The 11,832-nt window shown below is 63.9% G+C and carries 14 protein-coding genes; 7 read left to right on the top strand and 7 right to left on the bottom strand.

What is annotated here, in order from left to right; genetic code table 11:
• Positions 1-6: 6 nt before the first annotated feature.
• From VGV07_RS23075 to grxD, 4 genes are all read left to right on the top strand, one after another.
• Positions 7-417, top strand: coding sequence for an endonuclease domain-containing protein (locus VGV07_RS23075; RefSeq protein ID WP_326871095.1), 411 nt, complete (start codon positions 7-9; stop codon positions 415-417).
• On the top strand, positions 414-1,040 hold the full coding sequence (locus VGV07_RS23080; protein WP_326871096.1) for an HAD family hydrolase: 627 nt from the start codon (positions 414-416) through the stop codon (positions 1,038-1,040). The genes VGV07_RS23075 and VGV07_RS23080 overlap by 4 nt, the downstream gene beginning before the upstream one ends.
• Positions 1,037-1,498 carry a GNAT family N-acetyltransferase gene (locus tag VGV07_RS23085; RefSeq protein WP_326871097.1) on the top strand — a complete coding sequence of 154 codons (462 nt, stop codon included), beginning with the start codon at positions 1,037-1,039 and terminating at the stop codon, positions 1,496-1,498. The genes VGV07_RS23080 and VGV07_RS23085 overlap by 4 nt, the downstream gene beginning before the upstream one ends.
• Before the next feature lie 101 nt (positions 1,499-1,599).
• Positions 1,600-1,935: a Grx4 family monothiol glutaredoxin gene (grxD, locus tag VGV07_RS23090; RefSeq protein WP_055882173.1), complete on the top strand. Its 336-nt coding sequence runs from the start codon at positions 1,600-1,602 to the stop codon at positions 1,933-1,935.
• A 63-nt stretch (positions 1,936-1,998) separates the two neighbouring features.
• On the opposite strand, the gene VGV07_RS23095 is transcribed toward grxD, so the two are convergent.
• The 3 genes from VGV07_RS23095 to VGV07_RS23105 form a co-directional block, all read right to left on the bottom strand.
• Positions 1,999-3,033: a GNAT family N-acetyltransferase gene (locus VGV07_RS23095; RefSeq protein WP_326871098.1), complete on the bottom strand. Its 1,035-nt coding sequence runs from the start codon at positions 3,031-3,033 to the stop codon at positions 1,999-2,001.
• A gap of 174 nt (positions 3,034-3,207) precedes the next feature.
• Positions 3,208-3,666, bottom strand: coding sequence for a hypothetical protein (locus VGV07_RS23100; RefSeq protein ID WP_326871099.1), 459 nt, complete (start codon positions 3,664-3,666; stop codon positions 3,208-3,210).
• 117 nt (positions 3,667-3,783) lie between these two features.
• Positions 3,784-4,095, bottom strand: a complete 312-nt coding sequence (locus VGV07_RS23105; protein WP_326871100.1) for a Dabb family protein — start codon at positions 4,093-4,095, stop codon at positions 3,784-3,786.
• A gap of 176 nt (positions 4,096-4,271) precedes the next feature.
• Here VGV07_RS23105 and VGV07_RS23110 point away from each other — a divergent pair, with 176 nt between their 5' ends.
• A complete protein-coding gene (locus tag VGV07_RS23110) occupies positions 4,272-5,498 on the top strand; it encodes an MFS transporter (RefSeq protein ID WP_326871101.1) in 1,227 nt (408 codons plus the stop codon).
• Positions 5,499-5,604: 106 nt separating this feature from the next.
• On the top strand, positions 5,605-6,858 hold the full coding sequence (locus tag VGV07_RS23115) for a multidrug effflux MFS transporter (RefSeq protein WP_326871102.1): 1,254 nt from the start codon (positions 5,605-5,607) through the stop codon (positions 6,856-6,858).
• Between the two features lie 131 nt (positions 6,859-6,989).
• Here VGV07_RS23115 and VGV07_RS23120 read toward each other — a convergent pair whose 3' ends face one another.
• The 3 genes from VGV07_RS23120 to ttcA form a co-directional block, all read right to left on the bottom strand.
• Positions 6,990-7,709 (bottom strand): SAM-dependent methyltransferase, encoded by a 720-nt coding sequence (locus VGV07_RS23120; RefSeq protein WP_326871103.1) that lies wholly within the window; start codon positions 7,707-7,709, stop codon positions 6,990-6,992.
• A 32-nt stretch (positions 7,710-7,741) separates the two neighbouring features.
• Complete coding sequence (locus VGV07_RS23125) at positions 7,742-8,566, bottom strand: inositol monophosphatase family protein (protein WP_326871108.1); 825 nt, start codon at positions 8,564-8,566, stop codon at positions 7,742-7,744.
• 113 nt (positions 8,567-8,679) lie between these two features.
• The gene (ttcA, locus tag VGV07_RS23130) at positions 8,680-9,564 is read right to left on the bottom strand and encodes a tRNA 2-thiocytidine(32) synthetase TtcA (protein WP_326871104.1); all 885 of its coding nucleotides are present in this window, start codon (positions 9,562-9,564) and stop codon (positions 8,680-8,682) included.
• Positions 9,565-9,704: 140 nt separating this feature from the next.
• Between ttcA and VGV07_RS23135 the strand changes: the two genes are divergently transcribed.
• Positions 9,705-11,069, top strand: a complete 1,365-nt coding sequence (locus VGV07_RS23135; RefSeq protein WP_414649990.1) for a peptide transporter — start codon at positions 9,705-9,707, stop codon at positions 11,067-11,069.
• A gap of 96 nt (positions 11,070-11,165) precedes the next feature.
• On the opposite strand, the gene rpsD is transcribed toward VGV07_RS23135, so the two are convergent.
• Complete coding sequence (rpsD, locus tag VGV07_RS23140) at positions 11,166-11,783, bottom strand: 30S ribosomal protein S4 (protein ID WP_326871109.1); 618 nt, start codon at positions 11,781-11,783, stop codon at positions 11,166-11,168.
• Positions 11,784-11,832 lie beyond the last annotated feature (49 nt).

An 11,832-nucleotide genomic window follows, 5' to 3' on the forward strand; every position in this document is an offset into this window, starting at 1 on the left:
GGCCCCATGCGCGGACCCATCATCACCTTCAAGCGTGCCAAGCGTCTGAGACGAGAGATGTCACTGCCTGAAGTCGTGCTGTGGCAGCATCTCCGACGCGACAAACTCAAAGGCTACCGGTTCCGCCGCCAACACCCGATTGGCCCCTTCATCCTTGATTTCTACTGTTCACAGGCGCGGCTATGCATCGAGATCGATGGCGCGGTCCACGACAGTGCAGAGCAGGCGGCACATGACGAACGGCGCACCAAATGGCTGCAGGAACAAGGGATACACGTGTTACGCTTCATAGCAGCGGACGTACTGATCGATAGCAGTCTTGAGGGAGTGCTCACCACCATCGAGCTTGCGGTCGCCCCCTCCACCGCCGTCCCGGCGGTCCCCCTCCCCCGCTTTGCGGGTGAGGATCAAAAATGACCCGCACCATCCTCTTCGACGTCGATGGCGTGCTCGTGCACGGCTACCATGCTCGTCCGGAAAAGCAGGTCCGCTGGGATCAGAACCTTTTCGCCGACCTCGGCGTCGATCCTGATCGGTTCAAGACCGAGTTCATCCACGACATCTTCATCAAGAAGGTCATCATCGGGCAGATGTCGCTGCTCGAGGCACTCGATCGCACCCTGCCCCGTCTCGGCTATCGCGGCCCCAGCATGGCCTTTGCCGGCTACTGGTTGAGCCATGACAGCAACGTCAACCAGCCGCTGCTCGATGTCGTGGCGCAACTGAAGGCCAAAGGTACGCCGCTCTTCGTCGCCACCAACCAGGAGCACATGCGGGCGCAATGGCTGTGGCAGCAGCTCAGGTTCGGCGAGTTGTTCGATGACATGTTCCACTCGGCGCGCATCGGACACACCAAACCGGCAAAGCCCTATTTCGACTGGATCAGCAACCGTCTCGGGCCACAGGCCGAGCCGCCGCTGTTCTTCGACGACCGCGAGGACATCGTGAAGGCCGCCCGCGCCCATGGGTGGGAGGCAGTGCAGTATGACGAACTCGAGGACGTCACCGGTCACCCCTATATCGCCGCGAGGCTCGGGTGACCTGGACCATCCGACCGATGCGAAGCGGTGACGGCACTGCCATGCAGCGGTTGCACCAGCGCGCCATCATGGCGACCTCAGACGCGTACTACTCTTTGGAGGAACGGCAGAGCTGGGCCTTCGGGCTGCGGCCGGACCAGTACGTGACGCCCACAAGCGGCCATTTCGACGTCGTCGTGGTGGACGATCTCCTCGTCGCCTTCTGCGATCACGGGCCGGACGAGGTGATCGGCCTCTACATCGACCCGGACTTCCAGGGCCGCGGCATTGGCAGCGCGCTGCTCGGCCAGGCGGAAAGCCGCATGCGCGGGGCCGGCACCAGCTTCGCCAAAGTCCATTCGGCACTTTCGTCGCAAGGTTTCTACGAACGGCACGGCTATCGCGAGACCGAACGAACCACGCACAGGAGCCGCGGCGGCATGATCCTGCCCAGCGTCCGCCTGCAGAAGCAGCTCTAAGCATCGTCAAATGACGATGTGCACCTCGACAGCGCCGCATTGCAGGATTATCTAACGGGGAGAACGGAGCCGGCATCCTCCCCGGCCTGAAAGGCATGCATATGAGCGACATCAACGCACTGATCGACGAGCAGGTGAAGAACAACGACGTGTTCCTCTATATGAAGGGCACGCCCGACTTCCCGATGTGCGGCTTCTCGGGCCGCGTCGTGCAGATTCTCGGCTACCTCGGCGTCGACTACCAGAGCGCCAATGTGCTGGAGAACCAGGACCTGCGCGAAGGCATCAAGGCTTACGCCAACTGGCCGACCATCCCGCAGCTCTACATCAAGGGCGAGTTTGTCGGCGGCGCCGACATCGTCACCGAAATGTTCCAGGCCGGCGAGTTGCAGTCGCACCTCGCCGACAAGGGCATCGCGGTCAAGCAGACCGCCTGACGGCAGCTTAGGCAGAGTACATATCAAAGGCCGCGTCCATCGGGCGCGGCCTTCGCTTTGCTGCTAGCCGCGCTGGCGCGCGACGATGGCTGCGAACCTCTCGCTGTCGCGGATGGCGGCATAGGCCCAGTGCTGCTCCAGCCATTCGGCCCGCCCCCGCCACCCGGCGCTCACCATCCGATCCAGGCACCGGAGCGCCCGCTGCGGTTCACCGGCCAGCGCCCAGGCGCCGGCCGCGTGGAAATCGTGCCAGAGCACGCTTTCGGCGGCCGTCTCGAGGTGCGCTGCCCAATCCCGGCACTGCGCCTCGCTGAGGTCACCGACGTTCTCAGCCGGCAGATTGCTCGAATAGCCAAAATACTGGCTCCGTTGCCGGAATCCGGCGGCTTCGGCGATACGGATCGAGCCGGCATTCGAGGCATGGCAGTGCCAGCCGATATCCACGAGCCCCCGTCGCAGGCATTCGTTGACCGCCGCCGTGGCGGCGGCGCGCCCCAGCCCGAGCCGGCGGAAGCCTTCCTCTGTTCCGACCCCAAGTTCGGCCCGGTCGCCGACCACGCAGTCGGCGAGGCTGTGGCTCACCACCGCCCCGTTGCAAAGCACCGCATACCCGACGCCCTCATCGAGGAAGTCCTCGAAGGATCGCCAGCGATCTCCCTCATCCTCGGCAAACTGGTGCAGCGCGGGATAGCCCGCCACACTGTTTCGGTCGATCGGCACCAGTTCGAACCCCTCCGGCAGTGCGGCGCCGGGCCCGGGGTGCTCCAGTTCGAACCGCAGCCGCGGGTGCGGCCGCGCAAATGGGTTGTCCCAGATCTCGGAGAGCCGGAAGACCCAGTTGTCCTCGGGAAGGAAATAGGTCCAGGCCGGGATCAGTGCCCGCAGCGCCTCGGGCTGCATGGGATGGCGGGGGTCGCCGGCGAGGTAGCATGCCTCGCCATCGGAAATCAGCGTCACCGATGGTCGGATCGGGTCGTCAGCCCACACCTCGCCATCCAAACCACCTGCGAGGATCGCGGCGACGGGGGCGTGGCGGGAGATGGTCTGCGTCAGAAGGGGGCGGACGGCCTCATAGGCGGTCTCGTCGAGGAGTTGCATCGTGCAAGAATCCTGCAAATTGCGACGCTCGAAGCGCCGCTGCCAGTCGAAAGAGCGGTGAACCCGCTCACACAGGTGCCGGCATTGGCCCGCCGGCGCTCGGCGATAGCTACTGTCATCTGTGATCCTCCCGACTGCGCAGAGATTGCGGCGTTGCAGGTAGCCCGACGTGGCTCAATACGAAAGCCCAAACTGGATTTCGATGCGATGGTACCGCCCTCCCTGCCCGGCCCATTGATGATAGACCTCGCGGCTTTCTCCGGAAAACGCGTGCCGGGAGGCCTCGATCGCCGCCACCAGCGGCGCATAGCCCTGTTTGAACAATGTCCGCATCGAGCCCTGATGCACAGCGCTCGCCACCATGATCGGCTCGAGGCGCTCAACGGCAAACAGCCCATCATAGCCAGCGGTGCTGATCACCGGCCGGCAGAAGCGCAGCTCGAACTCGGTCTTGCTGTCCCTTGGCAGATGCCGCGCCACGAACACCCACGGCCCGGCGATCTCCAGCCCGCAGCGCGCGATCTCAGCATCGAGGTCGCCGGTGACCTCCGGGCTGACCTGCTTCACCGCTGCAATGGTCAATCGCCTGCTGGCGCTCAACACCAGCATGGCGTCGGTTTCCTTGATCTCCATTATCGCCCTCCCGATCGCGGCAAAACTGCTGCGCGCTCAGTTTCCGGGCAAGCCAAACCGTAGAAAATCCTTGCGCGAGGGCGGCAATCCAATGGCGATGGAGGAATGGTCTTCCGTTCAGGCCGAGCGGCGCAGCACCTCGGCAGACCGCGTCGGAACGTCTGCGGCGAACCGCTGCTCTCGCAACGGCCGTACCCGTCGTGTCGCTTCGGCATAGAGCGGGTGCGCCTTGTAGGCAGCCAGCGCCGCCTCATCGGCGAACTCGGCATAGACCACCACGTCGATATCGTTGCCGAACTGATCGACCTTGGAGTTCCGCGTCACTTCGAAATGGTCCGAGTGGGGGATCTGGCCAAGCAGGTTCAGCCCCTCGACGACGGCGTCGAGGTTGGCCGGCTTGGCAGTGAAGAAGACAATGTGGCGGATCACGAGTCGAGGCTCCTTTGTCGCCATCCGACATAGTCATCCCCGATCGCCGGACAAATGCGGCAAGAGGCCACGATCACGCAACGTGATGGCAGGCATCACTGAAAAGCGTTTCCCGGCCCGCCGGCCCGGGGTGTAAGTACACAGTCTCCTTTCGGCTGTCCTCCCGAGTCCCCGCCATGTCCTCGATCACTGCCCCCCGCTCCCTGGCGACGCCGCTGATCGCCTTGATCATCTGCGGTTGCATCATCGCGGCAGTGACCAATGGCATCCGCACCAGCTTTGGCTTGCTGACTCTGCCGATGACTGCCGATCTGGGGCTGACGCGCGAAGCCTGGGGCATGGCCATGGCCATCCAGAACCTCGCCTGGGGCATCGCGCAGCCCTTCGCCGGTGGTCTCGCCGATCGCTACGGCACCGCCAAGGTGATCGTGGGCGGTCTGTTGATCTATGCGCTGGGCCTGGTGCTGATGGTGGCCTCGCCCACCGGAACACTGCTCAACCTCACGGCCGGCGTCATTACCGGCGTCGGCATCGCCACCTCGTCCTTCTCGATCGTCATGATCGCCTTCGGGCGCAGCGTGCCGCAGGAGAAACGCAGCCTGGTGTTCGGCGTGGCCACCGCCGCATCGTCCTTCGGCCAGTTCGCTTTCGCGCCGCTCGGGCAGGCCTTCATCAGCAATTTCGGCTGGCAGAGCGCCCTCATTTATGCCGCCGCCATCCTCGCCTTGGTGATCCCGCTGACCTTTGCGCTCCGCGGACGCACCGAACGCGGCGCTGGGCAGGCCGATCTGAAGTTCATGCAGGCACTGAGCCGCGCCTGGGGCTTTGGCTCCTACCGGCTGCTGGTGATCGGCTTCTTCGTCTGCGGCTTCCACCTCGCCTTCGTCAACGTCCACATGCCCGCTTACCTCGTGCAATGCGGCCTCGCGCCTGAAGTCGGCAGCTGGGCCATCGCAGTAATCGGCCTGTTCAACATCGTCGGCTCGCTGCTGGCCGGCTATCTCGGCGGGCGCCTGCCCAAGCAGCTGCTGCTTGCCACCATTTACTTCAGCCGCGCCGTGGCCATCGGCCTGTTCGTGCTGTTCCCGGTCACCGAGGTCAGTGCGTACATGTTCGCCGCCGCGATGGGGCTGCTGTGGCTTTCCACCGTACCGCTCACCGCCGGACTGGTAACGCTGTTCTTTGGCGCCCGCTACATGGGCATGCTCTATGGCGTTGCCTTCTTCAGTCACCAGGTCGGCTCTTTCGTCGGCGTCTGGCTGGGCGGCTTCGTCTACGATCACACCGGCTCCTACAGCCTCGTGTGGTACCTGGGCATCCTGCTTGGTCTCGCCTCGGCCGCCATTCACCTGCCGATCCGCGAGAAGAGCGCCACCAGCTTCCAGCTGCAGCCGGCACGATAGCCTCCGCCACTCCACAGTATTGATCGGCCGCGGGTTGCCAAAGGCCGAAGATGCGCGCATCTTCCCGGCCTTTCCGGCCCCTCCCGCGGCCACATCTGAGCTTACAATGTCCAATACATCTCTTGCTGCGCGGGACCTGTCCCGCGTCGAATTCATCATCCTTGTTGCAGGGCTGATGGCGCTCAACGCACTCGCCATCGACGTCATGTTGCCGGCCCTGCCCTACATGGGCGAAGCATTCGGCATCAGCCACGAGAACGAACGGCAGTTCGTGGTCGGCGTCTACATGTTCGGCTTCGGCATTGCCCAGCTTGCCTTCGGTCCGCTCACCGATCGCTTTGGCCGCCGTGGCCCGCTGCTGGTCGGCCTGGGCATTTACCTCGTCTGCGCCTTCGCCGCGACCTTTGCGCCAACCTTCGGGGCATTGCTGGCGCTGCGTTTCGTCCAGGGGATGGGCGCCGCCGGCACCCGCGTCATTGCCACCGCCGTCGTCCGCGACAAGTTCTCGGGCCGCGAGATGGCCGAGATCATGTCGCTGACCTTCATGGTGTTCATGGCGATCCCGATCCTTGCCCCCGGGATCGGCCAACTGATCCTGCTGACCGGACCATGGCAGTATATCTTCCTGTTCATGGGCGGACTCGCCACCCTGATCAGCCTCTGGGCCTTCTTCCGCCTGCCCGAGACCATGCACCCGGAATATCGCCGGCCGCTAAGCTTCAGCTCGGTGATCGACGGCTTTCGCATCGTCGTCACCAATCGGGTAGCGCTGTTCTACGGCCTCGCCGGCACCTTCCTGTTCGGCGCCATGTTCGGCTTCATCTCGGCAAGCCAGCAGATCTTCGTCGAAATCTACGGTCTCGGCCCCTACTTCCCGGTAGCCTTCGCGTTCATGGCCGGCACCATAGCCATTGCCCAGTTCATCAATTCCCGCGTGGTGCGCCGCTTCGGCATGCGGCGGCTGAGCCACACCGCGGCGCTGGTCTACTTTGGCGCTGCGTTGATCCTCGTGGCGGTGGCCCTGATGGGCCCCGTGCCTTTCCCGGTGTTCTTCGGGCTGCTGATGGTGATCCAGTTCTTCTTCGGCTGGGCCGCCTCGAACATGAACTCGTTGTCCATGGAGCCGCTCGGCAGTGTCGCCGGTACGGCCGCCTCGGTCTTCGGCTTCACCCAGACGGTCGGGGGGGCGCTGATCGGCACCTATATCGGCCAGCACTTCGACGGCACGATCCTTCCGAACGCCCTGGGCTACGCCAGCATGGGCGCGCTGGTGCTGATCTCGATCCTCGTCGCCGAAAAGGGCAAGCTGTTCGGCGTCAGCCCGCAATACGAAACGCAGCACGGCGAGGGCGGGCATTAGGGCCAAACCGCAGCAAGCACGGAGTCATTTCCGCGAAAGCGGGAACCTCTGTGTTCTTGCCCCCGCACCATCGCAAACGGAGATCCCCGCTTTCGCGGGGATCACACCCGGCTCAACGCACGCGAACCCGCTCAGTCCTGCTTGCGACCCACGAAGATCGTCCAGCCGAGCATCGGCCGGATGATCCGCTGGTAGTGCATCCAGTCTTCGCGGCTCTTTGCCAGCACTTCGGCGTGGTCGCGATGCCCGGGGTTCTCGCGGGCCCACGTCAGCGTCGCGTGCCGCTGGTGACTCTGGTAGCGCTCATAGTCGGCGTCTGATGCGCTGATGGTCGCCGAAACCTCGGCGCCATGCCGCTCCATCACGCCGATCATGCTCACCGTATCCGGCGGCAGGATGTCGCCCTTCGGCACCGCCGGCGCGTGCCGCAGCACGGTCGTGCCCAGCACCAGCGAACCACCGGGCTTGGCGGCGGCGGCCATCCATTCAAGCGCTGCCGGGACGTCGCCCAGTGATGCCGCAGCACCAAGGCACAGCACCACATCGTACGACGCGGGCTCCACCCGGAACCCCTTCACCGAGGCGTTGTGGAAGGTCAGTCGCCCCTTGGCCGGGCTCTTGCGCCGCGCCGCCTCGAGGAAGCGCGCGTTGATGTCGATACCGACGCCCTGGATGGCGAACTTCTCGGCCCAGTGCCGCATCAGCCAGGCCTTGCCGCAACCCATGTCGAGGACGCTCATCCCGTCGCGGATCGAGCAATAGTCATCCAGCAGGCGCAGCTTCCGATCGGTGATCGGGTTCTGGATTTCGACCTCGCGATCAGCGATCGCCCAATAGTTAAGCTGGTCCAAACCGCGTCTCCCCTCGCCGATCAGAGGGCTTACTATACCGTAAACACCTCTGAGCGCAGCAAATTCCAGGTATCGGGGTCACTCGCAATAAGCAGGCCGCCATCGCGATGGCTCGGCAGATAGGACGAACCGTCGAAGCGCGCCACGTAACCGCCCGCCTCCTGGGAGATCAGCGACCCCGCCAGGTGGTCCCAAGGCATCAGCTTGTTGAACACCACGAAATGCGAGAAGCCCGTCGCGAACGTGCGGTAGTCGTGCCCGGCGACGCGATAGTTCGCCGCGACCTTGAGCTTGGCGAGGTTGGCCAGCACCTTTGGCTTGCTGTCCGCCGTCAGGAAGGTGATCGACACGTGCCCGACGAGGTCGGCAAGTCCCGGGGCCGGCGCCACTTTCAGTCGCCATTGCGTGCCGTCCGGCCGCCGCTGCCAGGCGCCGCCCCCCTTTTCCGCCAGCACCCAGTCGTCGCCCATGGGGTCGTAGATGATGCCGGCAATGGTCTCGCCGTTCCTGACCACTGCGGCCATCGTGGCAAACAAGGGCAGCCCCGCCGCGAAGTTGGCCGTGCCATCGACCGGATCGACTACGATAGCGAACTCGGCCGCATTCAGTTCTTCCAGCAGGGCTGGCCGCGCCGCCACCGATTCCTCACCGACGAACAGCGCATCCGGCCAGGCCAGCTCAACCGCCGCCTTGATCCGCCGTTCCGCCTGCTCGTCGGCTTCGGTGACGAGGTCGATCGCATCGGTCTTCTGGCGGATCATCCCGGCATCGAGGTGCCGGAAGCGCGGCAGAATTTCTGCCTTGGCCGCATCGCGCAGGATGACGGCAAGGCGGTCGATATCGAATCTGGACATGATCACTCGGGTGCTTGGGTGGTCGGGGGAGTCGCCGCGTTTTCAACGAAACGCTCGAAGTCTTTGATGTGGTCGCGCTTTCGAACCGGAAAACCTGCAACTTTTCCTGAAAGCGCTCAGCCGCCGGAGGCGCCCGTGTCGGGCGTGCCCTGCAGGGCTAGGAAATCGAACAGTTTCGGGTCGAGCAGATGGCTCGGCCGCACATTGCCGAGTGCCCGGATCATGATGTCCTTGCGCCCCGGCATCCGCTTCTCGATGTCATTGAGCATCGCCTTCATGGCGTTGCGCTCGAGCCCCTCCTGCGACCCGCACAGGTCGCAGGGGATAATCGGGAACGCCATGTGCTCGGCAAACTTCTCGAGGTCCGGCTCGGCGCAATAGATCATCGGCCGCAGCACTTCGACGTCGCCGTCGTCGTTCATCAGCCGCGGCGGCATCGCCGCGAGCTTGCCGCCATGGAACATGTTCATGAAGAACGTCTCGAGGCTGTCCTCGCGATGGTGCCCCAGCACCAGGGCCGAACATCCCTCCTCGCGCGCGATGCGATAGAGGTTGCCGCGCCTGAGCCGCGAGCAGAGCGAGCAATAGGTTGCCCCCTGAGGCAGCGTGCTGGTCACCACCGAATAGGTGTCGCGGTACTCGATCCGGTGCGCGATGCCGTTTCTGGTCAGCCAGTCCGGCAGGATATGCTTGGGAAAGTTCGGCTGCCCCTGGTCGAGGTTGCAGGCGATCAGCTCGACCGGCAGCAGCCCGCGCCATTTCAAATCGAGCAGCAGCGCCAGCATGCCATAGCTGTCCTTGCCGCCCGAAATGGCCACCAGCCATTTCTCCCCGGCCCGCGCCATGCCGAACTTCTCGATCGCCTCGCGCATGTTGCGCACGAGACGTTTCCTGAGCTTGTTGAACTCGACACTGCGCGGTGCGGCGGCAAACAGCGGATGCGCGCCCGAGAGGTCCTCGGCGTCTGCTTGGAACTGAGCTGGGCTGGCGATTTCGTTCATGGCGATGCTGTAGCAAACCCCGCGCCTTACCGGAAGCTTGCGGCGATTTTAACTCGCGGCAAGGTTCACCCACATTCCTTGCCGGTTCCGAATTTAGTCAGTTAGATGACGCGACCTCACGGAACCCCAAGGAGTCTCCCTTGTTCCGCTCATTCTTCCCCAATCCCAGGCTATTCTTCCTTTCAGCAGCCATCTGGATGCTGATTGCAACGATCGCTTTTCCGTTCTTCGGCGAGTCGATGCGATCCGTCACCAGTCTCGACCGCTGGCTGATAGCGCCGATGTGTGCACCTGCAACCACGGCTGATCCTGCAGCGACGGACGCCACCCCGCAGACCGGCCAGGCGACCCCCGCCACTCCTGAGGTTGGCCAGAGCACGCTTCCAGAGGGCGTCGCGACCCCGGCCTGTACCCCGGAAGGAACCTTCCTCACCGGCGAACAGGCATGGCTCTACCAGTACGTGCTGATGGTCGCCCTGATCTTCTGCGTCTTCTGGTTCTTCTACGAACGAAACGAATGGTACTGGTGGTCGGTAGTCGGCTCCACCGCCATCCTGCTGATCACCTATTTCAACGTGCAGGTCGACGCCTTCGTCAACAACTGGCAGGGCACGTTCTTCAACACGCTGCAGAGTGCGCTGTCGCAGCCCGGCTCGGTGCCGGCGCCCAAGTTCTACGCCGAGATTGCCACCATTATCGCCGTGACCGTGCCGCGCATCCTCGTGCTGGTGATCCTGAGCTTCCTCACCAGCCACTATGTGTTCCGCTGGCGCAAGGCGATGAACTCCTACTACATGCGCTACTGGAGCGCGATCCGGACGACCGAAGGCGCCGCGCAGCGCGTGCAGGAAGACACCATGCGCTTCGCCCAGATCGTCGAGGATCTCGGCACCAGCTTCTTCGACGCCCTGATCACCCTGGCTGTGTTCCTCCCGATCCTGTGGGGTCTGTCGCAACACATTACCGAACTGCCGATCCTCGGCAGCGTCCCCGGCAGTCTCGTATGGGTCGCACTGGTCTCGGCGGCGCTCGGCACCGTGTTCCTTGCGGCCATCGGCTTCAAGCTGCCGGGCCTGCAGTTCGAAAACCAGAAGGTTGAGGCCGCCTATCGCAAGGAGCTGGTTTATGGCGAGGATAGCCCCGAGCGCGCCGCGCCGCCGACGGTGCGCGAGCTCTTTGCCGGCGTGCAGAGAAACTACTTCCGCATCTACTGGCACTACACCTACTTCAACTTCGCTCGGTACGGCTACCTGCAGCTGGCGGGCTACATCCCGCTGCTGATGCTTGCGCCCTCGATCCTTGCCGGCACGCTGACGCTGGGCCTCTATCAGCAGGTTCAGCAGGCCTTCGGCCAGGTGGCGTCGTCGTTCCAGTTCCTCGCGCGAGCTTGGGGCACGGTGATCGAGCTGATTTCGGTCTACAAGCGCCTGCGGCTTTTCGAAAGCCACATCCCCCGCGACCAGGAACCGATCAAGGAATCCTTGAGCGGTGTGGCCGGGGCGTAATGTCGAGGGCCGCTTTTCGGAGCGGCCCCCGCTGACAACGAAAAAGGGCCGCCCCATCGGGCGGCCCTTTCCAGTTCCGTGGTGTGTTCCGCGCGATTAGCGCGAGTAGAATTCCACCACCAGGTTCGGTTCCATCTGCACCGGATACGGCACATCCGACAGCGCCGGGACGCGAACGTAAACCGCGGTCTGCTTGGAGTGGTCGACTTCCACGTACTCGGGAACGTCGCGCTCGGCGAGCTGGTTGGCCTCGAGCACGATGCCGAGCTGCTTGGAGCGCTCACGCACCTCAACCTTGTCGCCGACCTTGACCTGATAGGACGGGATGTTGACGCGCTTGCCGTTGACCAGGATGTGGCCGTGCGACACGAACTGACGCGCCGCGAACACGGTCGGCACGAACTTGGCGCGGTAGACGATGGCGTCGAGACGGCTCTCGAGCAGGCCGATCAGGCGCTCGCCGGTGTCGCCCTTGACGCGGGACGCTTCGGTGTAGAGCTTCTTGAAGGCCTTCTCGGTGATCGAACCGTAATAGCCCTTGAGCTTCTGCTTGGCGCGCAGCTGCAGACCGTAGTCGGAGGTCTTGCCCTTGCGGCGCTGGCCGTGCTGGCCGGGGCCATAAGCACGGTTATTGAGCGGGGACTTCGGACGGCCCCACAGGTTTTCGCCAAGACGGCGGTCGATCTTGTGCTTAACTGAATCGCGCTTCGACATCGGAATCCTTTCATAGATCGTCGAAAGTGATTGCGCCCTCCTCTGCCCG

The sequence above is a fragment of the Devosia sp. genome (assembly GCF_035944845.1).
GTDB lineage: Bacteria > Pseudomonadota > Alphaproteobacteria > Rhizobiales > Devosiaceae > Devosia_A.